Source organism: Actinomyces succiniciruminis, assembly GCF_900002405.1.
GTDB lineage: Bacteria > Actinomycetota > Actinomycetes > Actinomycetales > Actinomycetaceae > Actinomyces > Actinomyces succiniciruminis.
Genome location: NZ_LK995522.1, coordinates 1 through 16,272 on the forward strand (window position 1 = coordinate 1; position 16,272 = coordinate 16,272).

At 69.2% G+C, this 16,272-nt stretch carries 16 protein-coding genes; 7 read left to right on the forward strand and 9 right to left on the reverse strand.

Annotated features, from left to right (window positions below; translation table 11 throughout):
• The coding region (locus BN1056_RS09605; RefSeq protein ID WP_210580711.1) for an APC family permease at positions 1-1,753 on the reverse strand (1,753 nt) is incomplete at its 3' end.
• A gap of 83 nt (positions 1,754-1,836) precedes the next feature.
• Between BN1056_RS09605 and BN1056_RS09610 the strand changes: the two genes are divergently transcribed.
• Positions 1,837-2,502, forward strand: coding sequence for a potassium channel family protein (locus BN1056_RS09610; protein WP_073332599.1), 666 nt, complete (start codon positions 1,837-1,839; stop codon positions 2,500-2,502).
• Positions 2,503-2,504: 2 nt separating this feature from the next.
• Positions 2,505-3,230: a potassium channel family protein gene (locus BN1056_RS09615; protein ID WP_083565900.1), complete on the forward strand. Its 726-nt coding sequence runs from the start codon at positions 2,505-2,507 to the stop codon at positions 3,228-3,230.
• On the opposite strand, the gene BN1056_RS09620 is transcribed toward BN1056_RS09615, so the two are convergent.
• The 4 genes from BN1056_RS09620 to BN1056_RS09635 are packed head-to-tail and all read right to left on the reverse strand — an operon-like array spanning position 3,196 to position 5,282.
• Positions 3,196-3,879: a DUF3159 domain-containing protein gene (locus BN1056_RS09620; protein ID WP_210580712.1), complete on the reverse strand. Its 684-nt coding sequence runs from the start codon at positions 3,877-3,879 to the stop codon at positions 3,196-3,198. The two genes, BN1056_RS09615 and BN1056_RS09620, sit on opposite strands and share 35 nt — an antisense overlap.
• Complete coding sequence (locus BN1056_RS09625; RefSeq protein WP_210580714.1) at positions 3,876-4,265, reverse strand: OB-fold nucleic acid binding domain-containing protein; 390 nt, start codon at positions 4,263-4,265, stop codon at positions 3,876-3,878. Before BN1056_RS09625 ends, BN1056_RS09620 begins: the two co-directional genes overlap by 4 nt.
• Positions 4,262-4,960 (reverse strand): DUF3710 domain-containing protein, encoded by a 699-nt coding sequence (locus tag BN1056_RS09630; protein WP_210580716.1) that lies wholly within the window; start codon positions 4,958-4,960, stop codon positions 4,262-4,264. The genes BN1056_RS09625 and BN1056_RS09630 overlap by 4 nt, the downstream gene beginning before the upstream one ends.
• A gap of 16 nt (positions 4,961-4,976) precedes the next feature.
• Complete coding sequence (locus BN1056_RS09635) at positions 4,977-5,282, reverse strand: DUF4193 domain-containing protein (protein WP_073332607.1); 306 nt, start codon at positions 5,280-5,282, stop codon at positions 4,977-4,979.
• A gap of 308 nt (positions 5,283-5,590) precedes the next feature.
• On the opposite strand from BN1056_RS09635, the gene sepH reads away from it, so the two are divergent.
• Entirely contained in the window at positions 5,591-6,640 is a 1,050-nt protein-coding gene (sepH, locus tag BN1056_RS09640; protein WP_210580718.1) for a septation protein SepH, read from the forward strand.
• Positions 6,641-6,691: 51 nt separating this feature from the next.
• On the opposite strand, the gene BN1056_RS09645 is transcribed toward sepH, so the two are convergent.
• Positions 6,692-7,930: an alkaline phosphatase family protein gene (locus BN1056_RS09645; RefSeq protein ID WP_210580720.1), complete on the reverse strand. Its 1,239-nt coding sequence runs from the start codon at positions 7,928-7,930 to the stop codon at positions 6,692-6,694.
• Positions 7,927-8,529: a DUF5998 family protein gene (locus BN1056_RS09650; protein ID WP_073332615.1), complete on the reverse strand. Its 603-nt coding sequence runs from the start codon at positions 8,527-8,529 to the stop codon at positions 7,927-7,929. Before BN1056_RS09650 ends, BN1056_RS09645 begins: the two co-directional genes overlap by 4 nt.
• Positions 8,530-8,610: 81 nt before the next feature.
• Between BN1056_RS09650 and BN1056_RS09655 the strand changes: the two genes are divergently transcribed.
• Positions 8,611-11,154 (forward strand): DNA gyrase/topoisomerase IV subunit A, encoded by a 2,544-nt coding sequence (locus BN1056_RS09655; RefSeq protein WP_210580723.1) that lies wholly within the window; start codon positions 8,611-8,613, stop codon positions 11,152-11,154.
• A 43-nt stretch (positions 11,155-11,197) separates the two neighbouring features.
• On the opposite strand, the gene BN1056_RS09660 is transcribed toward BN1056_RS09655, so the two are convergent.
• Together BN1056_RS09660 and BN1056_RS09665 are read right to left on the reverse strand one after the other, a co-directional pair.
• Positions 11,198-12,217 (reverse strand): hypothetical protein, encoded by a 1,020-nt coding sequence (locus BN1056_RS09660; RefSeq protein ID WP_210580724.1) that lies wholly within the window; start codon positions 12,215-12,217, stop codon positions 11,198-11,200.
• On the reverse strand, positions 12,217-12,939 hold the full coding sequence (locus BN1056_RS09665) for a hypothetical protein (protein ID WP_210580726.1): 723 nt from the start codon (positions 12,937-12,939) through the stop codon (positions 12,217-12,219). Before BN1056_RS09665 ends, BN1056_RS09660 begins: the two co-directional genes overlap by 1 nt.
• Before the next feature lie 161 nt (positions 12,940-13,100).
• On the opposite strand from BN1056_RS09665, the gene BN1056_RS09670 reads away from it, so the two are divergent.
• The 3 genes from BN1056_RS09670 to BN1056_RS09680 all read left to right on the forward strand — a co-directional run bounded on the left by BN1056_RS09670 (position 13,101) and on the right by BN1056_RS09680 (position 16,262).
• On the forward strand, positions 13,101-13,439 hold the full coding sequence (locus tag BN1056_RS09670; RefSeq protein WP_210580728.1) for a hypothetical protein: 339 nt from the start codon (positions 13,101-13,103) through the stop codon (positions 13,437-13,439).
• 61 nt (positions 13,440-13,500) lie between these two features.
• The gene (locus tag BN1056_RS09675) at positions 13,501-15,534 is read left to right on the forward strand and encodes a hypothetical protein (protein ID WP_210580730.1); all 2,034 of its coding nucleotides are present in this window, start codon (positions 13,501-13,503) and stop codon (positions 15,532-15,534) included.
• A gap of 476 nt (positions 15,535-16,010) precedes the next feature.
• Complete coding sequence (locus tag BN1056_RS09680; protein WP_210580732.1) at positions 16,011-16,262, forward strand: hypothetical protein; 252 nt, start codon at positions 16,011-16,013, stop codon at positions 16,260-16,262.
• Positions 16,263-16,272 lie beyond the last annotated feature (10 nt).

The following is a 16,272-nucleotide window of genomic DNA, read 5'->3' on the forward strand; positions in this document are numbered from 1 at the left end:
TGGGGCGGGTGATGTCCCGGAACGGGGAGTCGAGCACCGTCAACGGCACCGGCAGCTCGGCGTCCTCCCAGTCGTCCAGGAGCCGTTCGGCGGCGCCGTCGCCGGTGTCGACGGTGACGGCCTCGATGGAGGTCGGTTGGGTGGACAGGGCGTAGGTCAGGGCGCGCAGGGTGGGCCGGTGCAGGCGGGAGGCGAGGACGATGGCGTGCACGTGTGCCGGCAGCAGGCGCGCGTCGTGCAGGTCGGAGATGGCGATCTCCTCGGCCACGCGGCGGTAGTGCCGGCGGATGGCGTTCATGACCAGGTAGAGGACCGCCATGACGCTCAGCGTGATCCAGGCACCGCGGGTGAATTTGGTCAGTAGGACGATCACCAGCACGGTGCCGGTACCGACCACGCCGATGCCGTTGACGATGCGGGAGCGGCGCATGCGCCGGCGGGCGCCGGGGTCGGTGGCGGTGGCCAGTTCCCGGTTCCAGTGGCGCACCATGCCGATCTGGGAGAGCGTGAAGGAGATGAACACGCCCACGATGTACAGCTGGATCAGCCGGTTGGTGTTGGCCTGGAAGCCGACGATGAAGGCGATGGCGCCGGCCCACAGGACGATGATCCCGTTGGAGTAGGCCAGCCGGTCGCCGCGCTGGGACAGTTGGCGGGGCAGGAACTCGTCGCGGCCGAGCACGCTGGCCAGCACCGGGAAGCCGTTGAAGGCCGTGTTGGCGGCCAGCACCAGGATCAGACCGGTGACCACGGTGACCAGGTAGAACATGGGCAGGAAGCGGGCGAACACGGTCGCGGCGATCTGCCCGATCACCGGATCCTGGTGGTAGCCCGTGCCCAGTGGCACGCCGTCGTCGAGCAGCTCGGTGGCGGGGTTCTCCACCATGTGCACGCCGACGGCACCGGCCAGATGCACCACGCTCATGAGCATGGCGGCGGCGATGATGCCCAGCAGCAGCAGGGTGGTGGCGGCGTTCTTGGACTTGGGCCGGCGGAAGCTGGGCACGCCGTTGGAGATGGCCTCAACACCGGTCAGGGCGGCACAGCCGGAGGAGAAGGCCCGCAGGATCAGGAAGGCGCCGGCCAGGCCCGTCAGGCCCTGGTCCCAGCCGGACTGGGCAACCACCTCATAGCCGGCCGACGGCGCCTGCCCGAGGGTACCGGTGAGCTCCTGGATGAAGCCGACCACGGCCATGACCCCGACCGCCCCCATGTACAGGTAGGTGGGCAGGGCGAAGGCGCCGCCGGACTCGCGGCTGCCGCGCAGGTTGATCAGAGCCAGCAGCGTGACGATGCCCACCGCGATCTCCACCTTGTAGGCGGCCAGCGCGGGGACGGCGGCGACCAGGTAGCCGGTGCCGGAGGAGATGGACACGGCGACGGTGAGCACGTAGTCGCTCAGCAGGGCGGAGGCGACCAGCAGGCCGGCCCGGTGGCCGAGGTTGGTGGAGACCACCTCGTAGTCACCACCGCCGGAGGGGTAGGCGTGGACGGTCTGCCGGTAGGAGGCGACCACCACCACGAGCACACCCACCACGGCCAGGGCGATCCAGGGCGACAGGGCGGTAGCGGCCAGGCCCGCCGCCGCCAGGGTGACGAGGATCTCGTCGGGGGCGTAGCCGACGCTTGAGAGGGCGTCGGAGGCGAACACCGGTAGGGCGATCCGCTTGGGGAGGAGGGTCTCGCCCAGGGCCCGGCTGGGCACCGGACGACCGACGAGAAGCCGCTTGACGCGGTCGGCGAAGTCACGCACGGACGACGATGCTACGTCCGCCTCCCGCCCGGGCCAAGCCTCCCGCCCACCGGGGCCCACGTCGACGGAGTACCGTTCCCCTCGTGCACTTCGTCATCATGGGCTGCGGCCGGGTGGGGGCCTCCATGGCCTCGCAACTGGACCGCATGGGACATTCGGTGGCCATCATCGACCGGAACTCCGACGCCTTCAGGCGGCTGCCGGCCGACTTCAATGGTCGTAAGGTCAAGGGCATCGGCTTCGACCGGGACGCGTTGGAGCAGGCGGGCATCGACGAGGCCTACGCCTTCGCCGCCGTGTCCAATGGGGACAACTCCAATATCATCGCCGCCCGCGTGGCCCGTGAACTGTTCGGCGTCGAGCATGTCGTCGCCCGCATCTATGACCCCACTCGCGCCGACGTGTACGAGCGGCTCGGCATTCCCACCGTGGCGACGGTGCGGCAGACGGCCGAGCACATGATGCGGCACGTGCTTCCCGGCGGGACGGCGCGGGAGTTCATGGACCCGTCCGGCGCCGCCGGGCTGGTCCAGCCCGACATCTCCCCCGCCTGGGTGGGCACCACGGTCGGCTCCCTGGAGGAGCGGCTCGAGGTGCGGGTGGCCTGGATCTCCCGCGGCTCCGGGGTCGTCATCCCACAGGCGGGAACCATCATCCAGGAGCATGATCGCCTGCACCTGGCGGCCACCACCCAGCAGCTGCCGGCCATGCAGCGCGCCCTGTCCCGTCCGCCCGCCCAGGAGGTTTGAGCGTGAAGATTCTCATTGCCGGAGCCGGCTCGGTGGGCCGCTCGATCGCCCGCGAACTGATCAGCCACGGCCACCATGTCACCTTGATGGACCGTGCCCCCGACGCCATGCGCATCGCCTCCGTGCCGGAGGCGGACTGGCAGCTGGCGGACGCCTGCGACCCGGGTTCTCTGGCCGACGCGGGCGCCGGCGATTGCGACGTCGTCGTCTCCGCCACCGGGGATGACAAGGTCAACCTGGTGGTCTCCCTGCTGGCCAAGACCGAGTACGGGGTGCCGCGCACGGTCGCAAGGGTGAACAACCCGAAGAACGAGTGGCTGTTCGACGACACCTGGGGTGTGGACGTGGCGGTCTCCACCCCGCGCATCATGACGGCCCTGGTGGAGGAGGCGGTCAGCGTCGGCTCGTTGGTGCCGGTGTTCACCTTCCACCAGTCCGGCGCCATCATGCACGAGTTGACGCTGCCGGACGACTCCCCCGTCATCGGCGAGCTGGTCAGCGACGTTGAGCTGCCGCCGCACACGGTGCTGGCGGCGATCCTGCGCGATTACCGGCCGATCCGGCCGGGACGCGACGACCGCTTCGAGCGGGGCGACGAGCTGCTGTTCCTCACCGCCCGGGCGGGTGAGGCGGCGCTGAGCGAGGTGCCGGCCATCTTCACCACCATCGACGAGCCAGTGGCCGAGCCCGACGTCAACGCTGAGGGTGGCGCTGCGGAACTGGCCTGAGCGTCGGGTTGACGATCAGCCAGACGAACCACAGGGTCAGGGCGAACAGGGGCAGGCCGAGCAGGAGCCGGGCCACGCCGAGAGCGCCCACGACCGCCTCACCGGCCAGGTATAGGGGCAGTTCCACCGCCAGGCGCAGGGCGAACATGGCCGCCAGGATGCCGGTGCCGACCGCGTAGCGGCGGCGCGCGCCGGCGTCGGCGGATCGGGACTCGCCGGCCGCGGCGTGCCAGGCGTCCAGCAGCAGCCCGACGAGGGGCCGGCGCACCAGCAGCGAGCCGCCGGTGGCCGCCAGCCAGCAGGCGTTGATGACCAGTCCGGTGGCGTAGAAGTTCGTGGCGCTGCCCGAGCGCCACGCCCACAGGGCGCTGACGACGGCCAGGGCGGCACCGCCGAGCACCTGGGTGAGCCTCTGGCGGGCGCACAGCCGGGCCACCAGGGCGACGGCGCTGACCGCCAGGGAGGCGAGCAGGGCCGGCACGAGGGCGTGGGGGCGCGCGGCGAGCACACAGACGAACACCAGGGTGGGGGCGGCGGATTCCAGGATGCCGCGCCAGCCGCCGACCGCGGCGGCGGCGTCGAAGCGGTCGGTGTCCAGGGCGCCGAGCCCGCTGCGGGTGGACGGGTCGGTGTCGGTCCGTTCGCTCATGCGTCCTGCCCGAGGAGCTCGTACACGGGGTTGTAGATGCTGGGGCGGCTGTGGCCGGCCACCACCATGCCCTCGGCGCGCAGGTGGGTACCCGGAGCGATACCGGCGATGGCGCGTCGACCGATCCAGATCAGATCCACCGAACCGGTGCCGTCGAACAGCCGGCCCACCAGCACGGGCTTGGCGGAGGCGGGCCGGTAGGTGACGGCGCGCAGCACGCCGGACACGCAGGCACGCCGACGGGGCGTCAAGTCCCTGATGAGAGTCGTGCCGCGCCGGGAGGCGGAGTCCTGCTCGTCGGCGGCGGCCAAGTCCTCGCGGCTGGCGCGTAGAGAGCGCACCCGGTCGGTCAGACGGCTTCTGAGCGAGCGGGCGGGTCGACTCATCGGACCTCCGCAATGGTCGGGCCGGGCTGCAGCGGGTCCAGGCCCGGGAGATCCTCGGCTTCCGGCGCCTTCGTGACGCCGGGGGCGTGCAGGGGCAGGATCTCGCGCGGGGGCCGGGCGGCGCCGTCCCGCACCACGACGGTGTTGGCGAATACCTCCCGCAGGGGGCGGGCGGCGTCGGCGTCGGTGGCTGCGGGCCCCTGGAGGACGCCGCGCAGGAACCAGCGCGGCCCGTCCACGCCAATGAAGCGGGCGGCGACGGTAGCGGCCCGCCCCTCGGGGGTGCGCACGGGCACCTGGGCGAGGATCTCGGTGCCCCACTCGCCGTCGACCACCTCATAGGTGGCCTTCGCGCGGGCCAGTTCGGCGGTGATGTCGGCGCGCAGCTCCTCCCAGATGCCGGCGGTGCGGGGGGCGGCGAAGGCGCGCAGCTCCAGGGTCGACCCGCCCAGGATGAGGACCGCGGCGGATGCGTCCGCATCCCGACCGGCGCGCTCCATCCGGATCTGCATGCCGTCGACGGCGGGCACGCGCAGGGCGCCCAGGTCGATGCGGCCGGCGGGGGCGGAGTCGGCGGGAACGGCGTCGACATCCCAAGGTCCGGTGCCGGGCTCCACCGGCTCCTCCGGAACGGACTCCTCCTGGGCGGCTGCCTCGCCCCCGGCGTCGTGGTGGCGGCGGGAGAACAGGCCCATCAGTCAGTACCTCCTATCAGCCGGCGCAGTCCGTGCACACGGGCAGGCCGGTCTTGTCATCGACGTAGGCGAGGGAACTGCGGTGGTGCACCAGGAAGCACTCCGAGCAGGTGAACTCGTCCTCCAGCTGGGGGACGACATGCACACTCAATTCCTCCCGGGACAGGTCGGCTCCGGGAAGCTCAAAGCCCTCGGCGACTTCGTTCTCGTCCTCCTCAATCGCCTCCGAGGACTGGTCCTTCTGACGAGCCGTGAGCTCCTCGATGGAGTCCGCTTCGGGCTCGTCGTCGTTCTTGCGCGGGGCGTCGTAGTCGGTTGCCATAGCCTCGTCACTTTCTGTTGTGGACGGCTCTGCCTAGGGCTCCCGGGCAGCGTCGGGCTGCCGGGGACGGCTCCCGCTCAATGAACGTGCGCCGCCCCAGGGAGCCAGGGCACGCGCACCATAGCACCAGGCGGCGGCGGCGGGAACCGGCTGATCGGGCCAGCAGCAGCGGCTGTGGGCGAACAGGCGGCGGCTGGTGGATGCCACGCGGCCCCGCCTCCCGGACACGGGGCGGCTTAGATGGCACGCTGAGCCCTGTGCGGCCCGCCCGCCTCGGGCCGCGGGGGACTGTAAGGAGGCCCACGTAAATGATCGAACTCGAGCTGCTGGGCGCCAACGGCGACACCATCGTCATGACCGACGCACGCGGTGAGCGCTACAGCATCGTCGTCGACGACGCACTGCGGGCCGCGGTCAGACGCGCGCGCCCCGCGGCCACGGCCCCCACTCCGCCTCCGCCCTCCCCCGGCCAGACCGTCCGCCCCCGGGAGCTGCAGGCACTCATGCGCGCCGGCGCGAGCGCGGAGGAGGTCGCCTCCGCCACCGGACTGGACGTCGAGCACGTGCGCCGCTTCGAGGGGCCGGTCATCGCCGAACGCCTGTGGGCGGTGCAGCAGGCGCAGGCCTGCCGCATCGGCTGGGAGAAGGACTCCCCCGTACTGGGCGAGCTGGCCGTGGACCGGCTGGCCACGCGCGGCGTCGAACCGGACAGCCTGGAGTGGGATGCGCTGCGCGAGGGGCGCGAGCCGTGGCAGATCATCCTGACCTTCGTGCAGGGCGCGCAGGCGAAGCGGGCGCGCTGGGAGCTGGACCTGACGGCCCGCTCCGTGTCGGCCCTGGACGACGAGGCCCGTTGGCTGACGGAGGCCGGAGCCGGACGCCGGCCGGCCGTCTTCGACCAGGACTCCGCCGCGCCGGGCGCGGCCTCCCCGGCGTCGGCGCGTACCCCGGCCGCGGCCCCGGAGCCGCCGGCCGACTCTACCGAGGCGCTGCTGGCGGACCTGGCCTCCAACCGTGGCCGCCGGATCGAGACGCAGGCCCCCGACGAGGACGACGCCACCGCGAAGCAACCGGAGAACCCGGCACCGGACACTCCCGCCCAGGGGCAGGCGCAGGTGGTCTCCATGTCGGAGCGGCGCCGTGCCCACACCGGCAACCACCCGGCGGGCAGCCGACTGCACGCCGCCCCCACGCCCACGCCGAAGCAGGAGGAGTCCAGTGACGCCTCCGGTGACGCGGCCGCCACTCAGGACGCCCTCCCGGAGATGCCCGCGGCGCCCGCGCCCAAGCCCAAGCGGCGTTCCCGCCGGTCGGTGCCCTCCTGGGATGAGATCGTCTTCGGCGCCAAGCCGGAGTAACCGTCCGCACTTCCCCGGTCGGGGCGCGTGCCCGCCCCGGGCCTCCAGACTTCAGGCCCGCGCCAGCAGCAGCGGCACCGTCATTTCGGTATCCGTAAGGGAACCGTGCACGCCCGGCATGGCGATTGCACTCTCGGAGTGGACGCGCGGGTCGACCACCACCCAGTTGTCGGCCATGGCCACCAGCACGTCCCCCAGGACGCTTTCGGCGCGCTCCCCCACCGGGCCCAGCAGGGTGGCGGCCTCCCGGCGAGTACCCACCCACGCGGCCCGCTCCCCCAGCACGCTGCGCCAGCGGTCGGCGACCGCCGCGGCCGCCTCCGGGTCGGAGTGCGGCACGTACAGCTGAGTGAAGCGCGGCTCCCCGGCGACCGCGACCACGTCACGCGCCAGGGCGGGGTGCGCGGTCAGGTCGAGGCGGTGCGCGGCGTCGGTGTCCACCATGCCGTGATCCGCGGTCAGCAGCACGCGGGTGCCCGTGGGCACGCGTCGCAGCAACTCCGCCATGGTGGCGTCCAGTCGTTCGAGCTGACGCAGCCACTGTTGTGAGCGCCAGCCGTGGCGGTGGCCGGCATGATCGAGTTCGCCCACGTACAGGTACACCAGGGGCACACCGCGCTCCAGGGCGCCGGCGGCAAGCGCGGGCCGGTCCTCCATGCGGTCGGCGCCCAGGTGCGCCGGGCCGCGCAGGGCCGCCTCGGTCAGCCCCGACCCGGCGAAACGGGCCGGGCCGATGGTGACGGCGAGCGAGTCGTGCCCGGCGGCGCGCGGGCCGGCGGCGAGGCGCTCGAACACGGTGGGCACGTCCTGCCAGCGGCGCGGGTCGGGGGCGGCGCCCTCCCAGGTGATCAGGCACAGGTTCTGGGCGGCGTCCGGAGTGGTGTCACCGGGCAGGTCACGACCCACGCGCGGGTTGAGCACGCTGTAGCCGACCATGCCGGTGACCCCGGGCAGCGCGCCGGTGCCCAAAGTGGTCAGTGCGGCGGCCGTGGTCGAGGGGGCACAGGTGCGGGCAACGCCCCCACCGGGGGTGGAATCGGCGTCGCCCAGCCAGGCACGCAGGGTGGGGGCGTGTCCACGACGCTCCTGGAGCTGCCGCCACCCGAGTCCGTCGACGAGGACGACGACGACCCCTGCGCGGGTGTCGGCGTCGGGATTGGCCAATCCCCAATCGGTGGCGGCGGACAGGGCCTCGGCGGCGGTGATCGCCCCCGGTGGTCCCGCCTGCAGCGTCAGCCCGGCGCCGACGGCGGCAGCGGCCAGTACCTGGCGCAGCTGTGGAGTGCTCATGCGTGTGCCGCCGCCCGGGCGGTGGCGGCGGACAGGACCCGGGCGAAGTGTTCGGCGCGGGCCAGGGCCTCGTCGCCCTCGACGCCGGCGGCCACACGCACCACGATGTCGTCGGGGACGGACACGCCGGTGAGGCCGTGGTCGGCCTGGCATTCGGGGTCACCACAGGCGGCGGGCTCCAGGTCGATGCGGCGCACCGAGCCCCAGGCCAGGGCGAGGGTCATTTCCGTGAGCCGGCCCCCGCCGTTGGCCGGCTCGGACACGCCGCGAGTCAGGCCCACGGAGTTGATGCGGGACACGGGCACGGCCTCGCTGGTGGCCAGAGCCCCGGGCAGGCCGTCCTCGCGGGGGGCGTCGTCCACGTGGACGATTACCAGGCGGGTGGAGGTCAGGGCCAGAACGGTCAGGTGCCGGTGGACGGCGTCGTCGAACACGGTCTCGGCCTGCACCAGGTCCGCGAGGATCTCCTCCCCCGCGACGGCCGTGTTCAGGGTGCCGAGCACGAGTTCTGGGTAGTAGCCGGCGCGGGTGACTTCGTCGACCAACGACATCGGGGTGGGGGCCTCATCCCCGGGGCGAGCCTGTGCAGTCCACGTCATGGGGCAGATCATGCCATTGTTGCCGCCGCACCCGGGTGTCGTTGCCCCCTTGGCGAAGCCGCGGCGGGCCACAATGCGACTATGCCGAAGTCCGCCCCGCCGACGCCCCCGCCCACCGACCATCTCATCGTCGAGCAGGACCTGCCCACGGAGATGCGCACCTCCTTCCTGGAGTACGCCTACTCCGTCATCTACGCGCGCGCCCTGCCGGATGCCCGGGACGGCCTCAAGCCGGTACAGCGGCGCATCCTGTTCCAGATGGACCGGATGGGGCTGCGCCCGGACCGGCCGCACGTGAAGTCCTCCCGTGTGGTCGGCGACGTCATGGGGCGGCTGCACCCGCACGGGGACGTGGCCATTTATGAGGCTCTGGTGCGGCTGGCGCAGCCCTTCACCATGCGACTGCCGCTGGTGGACGGGCACGGCAACTTCGGCTCCCTGGACGACGGCCCCGCCGCGCCCCGCTATACGGAGGCGCGGCTGGCCGCACCCGCCCTGGCCCTGACGGCGGATATCGACGAGGACACGGTCGATTTCGCCCCCAACTACGACTACACCCTGACCGAGCCGGAGGTGCTGCCGGCGGCCTTCCCGAACCTGCTGGTCAACGGCGCCTCCGGCATCGCGGTGGGCATGGCCACCAATATGCCGCCGCACAACCTCACCGAGGTGGTGGCGGCCGCCCGGCACCTGCTGGCGCACCCGGACGCCACCCTGGAGGAGCTGATGGCCTTCGTGCCGGGGCCGGATCTACCGGCCGGCGGCATGATCGTGGGCCTGGACGGGATCCGGGAGGCCTACCGCACCGGCCGCGGCAAGTTCTCCACCCGCGCCACGGCCCGCATCGAGAACATCACCGCCCGCAAGAAGGGCATCGTGGTCACCGAGCTGCCCTACCTGGTGGGGCCGGAGAAGGTGATCGCCCGCATCAAGGAGACGGTGTCCTCCAAGAAGCTGCAGGGCATCACCGACGTCGCGGACCTGACCGACCGCAAGCACGGCACCCGGCTGGTGATCGGGGTCAAGAACGGCTACAACCCCGAGGCGGTGCTGGCGCAGCTGTACCGGCACACGCCGCTGGAGGACTCCTTCGGCATCAACAACGTGTGCCTGGTGGACGGCCAGCCGCGCACGCTCGGCCTGCGGGAGCTGCTGGACGTATTCGTCCGCCACCGTTTGACGGTGGTGGAGCGGCGCACCCGGTTCCGCCTGGGCAAGCGACGCGAGCGCCAGCACCTGGTGGAGGGCCTGCTGATCGCGATCGTCGACATCGACGAGGTCATTCAGGTGATCCGCTCCAGCGAGGACGCGGCCACGGCCCGTCGGCGCCTGATGCAGGTGTTCGACCTGTCCGAGCCGCAGGCGAACTACATCCTGGAGCTGCAGCTGCGGAGGCTTACCAAGTTCTCCGTGATCGAGCTGGAGAAGGAGCGCGACGAGCTGGCGGCCGAGATCGCCGAGCTGGAGGCGATTTTGAACGACGAGTCGCTGCTGCGGGCCACGGTTTCCCGCGAGTTGGCGGCCGTGGCGGAGGAGTTCGGCACGCCGCGGCGCACCGTGCTGCTGGAGGCTGCGGGCACGGGCGCGGGGGCGCTGAACGGCGGCGTGGGCGCGCCCGGTGGTGCCGGTGGCGGCGCCTCGCAGGCGATGCGACAGGCCGCCGCGGTCAGCCTGATGGCCGGGGCCGGGGAGGTGCCGTTGACGGTGCCGGATGACCCGTGTCGGGTGCTGCTGTCTGCCACCGGGCTGGTGGCCCGCGTGGGTGGGGCGGAGCCGGTGCCGCGCTCGGGCGGGCGGCAGCGCCATGACGCCCTCGTCTCCCAGGTGGCGACGACGGCGCGCGGGCACGTGGGTGTAGTCACCGACGCGGGTCGGCTGGTGCGCATGGAGGTGTTGTCCACCCCGGAGGTGCCGCGCCTGGAGGGGGCACCGTCTCTGGCCGGCGGGCAGCCCGCGCGGCTGCTGGCGGATGTCGAGCCGGACGAGCGGATCGTGGGCCTGGTGCCCATCGGCTCCCCCGGAGATACGTCTGGCACCCCGATTGTGCTGGCTACAGCCGGCGGCGTGGTTAAGCGGGTGAAGCCGGGGAGCGAGCCCAAGCACGGCGATGCCTGGGAGGTCATCTCCCTGGCCGACGGCGACCGCGTGGTCTTCGCCGGGGTGGCCGCGGACTCCGACATGCTGGCGCTGGTGACTTCCGATGCCCGCCTGCTGCGCTTCGAGGCGGCCAAGGTGCGCCCGCAGGGGCGCGGTGCCGGCGGCATGGCGGGGGTGGCCCTGCACGAGGGTGCTCGCGTCGTCGCCGGAGCATCCGTGCCCGTCGACCTGCTGGCCGAGGCCGTGGTGGTCACAGTCGCGGACGGCGCGGGGGCGCTGCCTGGGACCGGTTCCGGTAGTGTCAAGGTGACCCCGCTGGACCGTTACCCGGCCAAGGGCCGGGCGACCGGGGGCGTGCGTGCGCAGCGCTTCCTGCGCGGCGAGGATCAGCTGGTGCTCGCCTGGGTGGGGGTCGGTCCAGCCCGGGCCGTGGGCAGTGGCGGCCAGCCGGTCGACCTGCCGGACCCCGACGAGCGTCGGGACGCCTCCGGCACTCCCCTATCCGCGCCCATTGCCGGGATCGGCTGAGCGGCGTCTCGACCTCCCGCCCCGTGCCGGGGCGATGCACGACCTAGGGCTGGCGGGTGTTGGTGTTCAGGGCCTGGATCTCAGCGACTGGGATCTCAACAGTGCTGGTAGTGGTCAGGGCACCCAGGTAACCCGAACGATCCGTAGTCGACCTCCACGACGCGCTGTACTGGACATCTACATTCATCGGGGTAGTGCCGCCCAGATGAGCGCTGGAACGGTCGAATACGATAACGCAGTCGGTGCCCTTAGCATCGTTAGCAGGAGTCCACGGAATCCCGAAGCCCGTGCAATCGGCCTCGGCGTCCTGCGCCGAAAGATCCAGCCCCGACGATGTAGCAATAACCGTCACGCTGGTCGAGCCCACCGCGGCAACAATCTCCACCCGCGTAGGTGTATCCGCCGTAGCCCACACCCAGGTATCAAAACCGACAACAGTCGCTCGGGACTCACCGATCGTAGGATTCCGGTCAATGCTAGGAGACGGAATGGCCGCGCTCACGCTCGTCCACACCGCAGACGCCAACGCGGCCGGATCTACCTCAGAGTCCGGAGGGTCCTCGCCCTCGGCCACCCACACGTGCCACGGGTGCTCTGCGTTGAACTCCCGTGCCGCCTCAACGTAAGCGTCTTGATCCGCAAAGGCCGACTCGTCGCAGTAGCGCGTCCACCAGCGCCCCGTGGTGTCGTCTACATAGTCCTCCCAGCCCGGGTACATGGCGGCCACCGCCCTGTTCGCCTTCTCATCGCCGAATCCGCCAATGAACTCGGCCGCTTCCGCGCCCGTACGGCCAGGCTTGTATCCGCAAGACGGCGCCACCGACGTCACCTGCGAAGTCGTGGTGGTTGGAACATCCACCGCCCCACCGCTGGCCATCGTGTACGTCACCGTCACCGACGCCTCCAGCGAAGCCCCGCCATCGGAAGACTGCGTACCACCAACCGACACCGTCGTATCCGGACGCGTCGAGTCCCCGTCGACCGCAGCCGCAGTGGGTGTCGGAAGAGCGACGCAAAGCACCAGCACCAGGATAGGCGATATGACGGCTCTCGATTTACGCATCAGCTCTGCTCCGTAGTGCACTCGTTTTCAGAAACCGCCGTTTCCTCGTACGCAACCCAGTTGCCTTCGGCGTCGGGCGCCATCTGGATCGAGAACTCGACCAGAGCTTGGACCTCGGGGTCGGTGATGTCGTTGCCGTCAGCATCCGATCGGGTTGTCTGCGTACGATCAAGACACGTAGTGATGCTTGCGAGTGTGCCGTCGTCAGTAATGGTCACCTCGCTGATCCCGACGCTGACCGGAGGGTTCGAGTGCTCGCCGTTCAGGTTCGAGTAGTTCTCATAGATCCGATCCAACAAGTCCCCGGTGGCGACCAGGGCGACGTCGTCAATGCCCTCCCCGGTGAACCAGACCCGCCAGGTGGCCTTGTCGTAGGCCACGTAGTCCGCCAGCACCTGCGCCTGCGCCTCGTCGAGATCCTCCGGGATTGACACCACGTAATAGCCCAGTTCCGCATCGGTCAGCGACTCAGCGCTCACCACACCGGCCGCGGCAGCAGACGCTTCGGCCGAGGCGGATGCCTCCGCTGCCGCCGCCGACGCTCCCGCATCCTCCGAGGCCATCGCCTCCGGATCAAAAGTCGGGATGTCCAGGCCGCCCTCGTCGGAGCCGGACGAGCACGCCATCAGGGACGTCCCGGCCAGCAGCACGGCCCCCACTACCGCGCCGGCCCACCTACGCACACCAAACCTCATCAGGAACCTCCCATGAACATCGCGCACGGGAAAATAACAAATTGACCATAGCAGCCATCGGAGCGCGCTACCAGACCCGCTAGAACCTCAAACAAGACTATTATGTGAGCTGGCGCACACACATCCTGCGTAACAACACGGTACAGTAACGGCAGCTTTGTTCCTCGAACCCTGCTGGGAGGCCATGCATGTGCGGCGACGCTGACAGCACCGATGGGGATCTTCAGAAGAACCTCTACCGGGACGCTATCGGAGACCACTCCTCGGATCTCAATGCGACGATGGCCTTCTCCCTTACTCCACCTAATGGTTTTGGTCATGTCTGTACGAAGGTGTGTCAGGACGTAGCGGCGGCATGGGAGTCGCCGGCGGCGGAGGGCTGGATCGAGGGTGTCGACACGCTTGGCTCGAGTATCAAGACCGCCTTCAGTAACTACAAGGGTGATGTTGACGACGCATACGCCGAGGAGCCTGAGAACGTCGATGTCAACGACCCTGCGGAGTCTTGGAAGGCGGACTGGGAGTGAGGCTCCGTCTGCCGCCCACCGGTGGTTGTTTCCTGGCCCTGTTTGAGGAGGATGTGCGGTCATGACGTTGGTCAAGGTCAATATTGAGGATCTGCGTTCCGCGGCCACCTCTCTGTCCGGTCTTGCGGACAGTGTGGAGGACTTGTATGACACCAGCGCGTCGGAGGGACGCAGGCTGTACCTGTCGACGTCGTCCCTGGCGCAGGTTCCTGGTTACGTGGAAAGCCTGCAAGACGAGTCGACCTTCCTGTCGGCGAAGGTCGATTGGATTGTGCTGATCAACTCCGACAGCGAGGGCAACCTGCCCGAGTCCGGGGAGGTGAGCTACGAGGTCGACGGCGAGGACCCGGACACCCTGGAGGAGATGGAGACCGCTCTCGGCGAGGCCATCGCGTCTCTCGGCACCGACATCGCTACCTCCGATTACGAGAAGGGCGATCCGCGCCTGGAGACCCTGAGCAAGTATCTGGACACGTGGGGCGGCAACGAGAACGTTAATGCCGCCCTGTTCAGCAGTCTGGGTCCCGATGGGACGCTGGCGCTGACCGAGGCGGTGGGTAACCATGTGGGCCTGGCCTACAGTGCCGGCGACTCCGAGCGCGAGATGGCCCAGAAGACACTCGCGCAGCTCAAGCACGGACTCGAGATCGCTACCAAGCAATGGGAGCCGGACTACACCCAGCAGTTCGGTGCCGACCTGGTAGAGGCAGCGGCGTACCCGGACCCCGACTCTTCTTACTACCGGCTTGAGAACCGCAATGAGTCCTTGGCCTACCTCCTGTACGACACCACCGCAGGCAATAAGTTCATCCTGGGTACGGCCGAAAAGATGGACCAACTACAGCACGAGGCCAACGAGCGAGGCATGCCGAGCCCATGGAACTGGGGCACGCCGTCACGCTTCCTCCCAGGCATGATCAACGAGGCGGACGAGGCCTGGGCCCTAGATATTCCCTCGATCATCATGCATGACCTGGGAGGCCACCCCTACGCTTCCTACGAGTTCTTCTCCGGCGACGATGGTCGGGTCAGCTACTGGGCGGGCCAGTACGCCTATGACAGCGGTGATCTATCCGGTATCGCTGCCGCCCTGGACTCCGCCTCGACCTCCCCGTACCTCATGAGAGCCCACAAGCAGGAAACGTCCAGCATTGCCGCCCGCGGCCTTGAGGCCCTCGCGGGCCGGGACGACTTCGGCGTCGAACGCAGCCAACGGGGAGTCGAGGGAGCCCAGTCCCTCGGACACATTCTCGAGACCTACATGGACTCCCTAGTAGCCACCTACGCGAGCTCGCCAAGCAGACCCGGCGACGATCTGACTTACGATCTCGCCACGCCGACTAATCAGAATATCCCTGACAACCCTTGGTTCAGCGAGGAAACACTGGATGCGGTACTCGGGGTCGTCGGCCGCGATGGCCAGGCCCTCATCGACCTGCGCACCGCAGTCAACAACGCCGAGCTCAACTCCCTGCCCCCCGGCAGCGACCGCAGCACCCTCCAGGTAGTGGCGGACCGTTGGGGCGCTGCAGAGGGTGGTATTGCCAACGCCATTGGTACCGGAGCCATTGAGGAGGAAGAGTCAATTGACGAGTACGCGCAAGCTTGGATTGATATGGCCGGCAAGCCCGCCTCCGAGCTAGCCGGCCTAGTCAAAACCTTCTCCCCGCCGGGAACAACCAAGGGTGTCGGCTGGGCCTCGGACGCCTTGATCAGCCACCTCCAGGAGGAGGCGAGCAAGACGTGGGCGAGTAATGCGGACACCGAAACTGAAAGACAGGAAGCCATCGCCCGTGAGGCTTACCGCTCCTATATGCGCAGGATGCTTTGGGTCGCTGACGCCGCTGGCCTCAACGGCTACCAAGACCCCAACTCAGGCCAGACTCTCGACAGTTATTCCACCGCCACCGTCCAAGAGCCGGACGGCACCTACCGACTCATCACCCCACAAGAATACGAACGCCTGAGTGACGAGGAGAAGGAGAGAGCGAACACCGAACTAGAGATGTTGGCCGACACACCAGGATGCATGGGGGACGCCGCCAGCAATATTGACACCAACTTCAATCAGAAATTCCAGAAACTCTATTCATGAACCTCGCACATAGTCTTCGATCGTTGTTGGCGTTGGTACTGACTGCCTTCCTGCTTAGTGCTTGCAGCCATGGTGGCGCCGATCAGGAGGCCACCTCCACCCCGGAGCCCATCCCCACCACCGCCCTAACACTCGCGGACGTCTCCGGAGCAACCAGTCAGACCGCCCACCGCGGAATACGCGTAGAAACTTTTTGCATGGGCATCGAAAACAGTGTCACCATCACTTTATTGTCTGAGCCGTTTCACACAGTCACCGTGGAGTACAAAGCGGGCAATGCTACGGTTTATGAGACGCTTGCCCTTAACATATCCACTATCAGACCCAACGGCAGCTTCGCTAGCATTGCGAAGGACATTGCGGCTTGCGACGGTAACGATCTGACTACTCAGTATTGGTCTGAATATCCGTTGGAATCCGGGGAAGGAGTGTTCCACGCCACTGCGGATCTGCCGGACACCCTGGCAGGTTTCACCATGACTACGACCGGTGAGGATGGAGCCCAGCACCACATTGAGCGCATCTACGCCGCCGTCACCACCAACAACGGCCAAGAGCCCGGCATCATCGTCCTGACCACCGTATCCAACACCGACCAACCCGGCGCACCCGCGCCCCTAGACCTACTCGACGCCGCACTCCAACGCGCCGACGCCACCCTCGACCCCACCGCCATCACCACCGACCTCGGCCCCCACACCACCCCACACCCCACCAACACCCCTTAGCGTTAGGCGG

Excerpts from the sequence above, each read along its gene's own strand:
- BN1056_RS09620 (WP_210580712.1), bottom strand. The coding sequence starts at position 3,879 with ATGAGCGAACGGACCGACACCGACCCGTCCACCCGCAGCGGGCTCGGC.
- BN1056_RS09625 (WP_210580714.1), bottom strand. The coding sequence starts at position 4,265 with ATGAGTCGACCCGCCCGCTCGCTCAGAAGCCGTCTGACCGACCGGGTG.
- BN1056_RS09630 (WP_210580716.1), bottom strand. The coding sequence starts at position 4,960 with ATGGGCCTGTTCTCCCGCCGCCACCACGACGCCGGGGGCGAGGCAGCC.
- BN1056_RS09635 (WP_073332607.1), bottom strand. The coding sequence starts at position 5,282 with ATGGCAACCGACTACGACGCCCCGCGCAAGAACGACGACGAGCCCGAA.
- sepH (WP_210580718.1), top strand. The coding sequence starts at position 5,591 with ATGATCGAACTCGAGCTGCTGGGCGCCAACGGCGACACCATCGTCATG.
- BN1056_RS09645 (WP_210580720.1), bottom strand. The coding sequence starts at position 7,930 with ATGAGCACTCCACAGCTGCGCCAGGTACTGGCCGCTGCCGCCGTCGGC.
- BN1056_RS09650 (WP_073332615.1), bottom strand. The coding sequence starts at position 8,529 with ATGACGTGGACTGCACAGGCTCGCCCCGGGGATGAGGCCCCCACCCCG.
- BN1056_RS09655 (WP_210580723.1), top strand. The coding sequence starts at position 8,611 with ATGCCGAAGTCCGCCCCGCCGACGCCCCCGCCCACCGACCATCTCATC.
- BN1056_RS09660 (WP_210580724.1), bottom strand. The coding sequence starts at position 12,217 with ATGCGTAAATCGAGAGCCGTCATATCGCCTATCCTGGTGCTGGTGCTT.
- BN1056_RS09670 (WP_210580728.1), top strand. The coding sequence starts at position 13,101 with ATGTGCGGCGACGCTGACAGCACCGATGGGGATCTTCAGAAGAACCTC.
- BN1056_RS09675 (WP_210580730.1), top strand. The coding sequence starts at position 13,501 with ATGACGTTGGTCAAGGTCAATATTGAGGATCTGCGTTCCGCGGCCACC.
- BN1056_RS09680 (WP_210580732.1), top strand. The coding sequence starts at position 16,011 with ATGACTACGACCGGTGAGGATGGAGCCCAGCACCACATTGAGCGCATC.